The following is a 403-nucleotide window of genomic DNA, read 5'->3' on the forward strand; positions in this document are numbered from 1 at the left end:
TCCGGCTCGTCTGCGGTGCGGGACGATCAGGCCGGTCCCCAGGTAGGCGCCGTCCGCGATCACCGTCGTGCCTGCCGCCACCGCGGGCAGGTCCGACTCGCGCCAGACGTGTGCGTCTGCCTTGTTCCCGGGTGCCGGCCGGGCGGATGCCACCACCAGGCGGGTGTCGGCATCGATGATGACCTGCACATTCGCCGAGAACCGGTAGTTGCGTGAGGAGGCCGCGACCTTCCGGTCACGGACCGGGATCAAGGTGCCGTCCACGATCCATAACCGGTCGGCGCCCGGCACCGGCCTGGGCGCCGGCTCCAGCGCAAGCAGCGGTCGCAGGCGCTGGATGACCCGGCAGACGGTGGCAGGTGAGCAGCCGAAGAGCGGGGCGAGCTGCCGCATGGTGAGGTTC

General features: G+C 71.2%; 1 protein-coding gene. It reads right to left on the minus strand.

Annotated features, from left to right (window positions below; all coding sequences use genetic code 11):
* Nucleotides 1-403, minus strand: a 403-nt coding sequence (locus OO68_RS41715) for a transposase (protein WP_033314726.1), incomplete at both ends; no start/stop codon positions are given.

The organism is Streptomyces iakyrus (assembly GCF_000717055.1).
In the GTDB taxonomy this organism is placed as follows: Bacteria; Actinomycetota; Actinomycetes; order Streptomycetales; family Streptomycetaceae; genus Streptomyces; species Streptomyces iakyrus.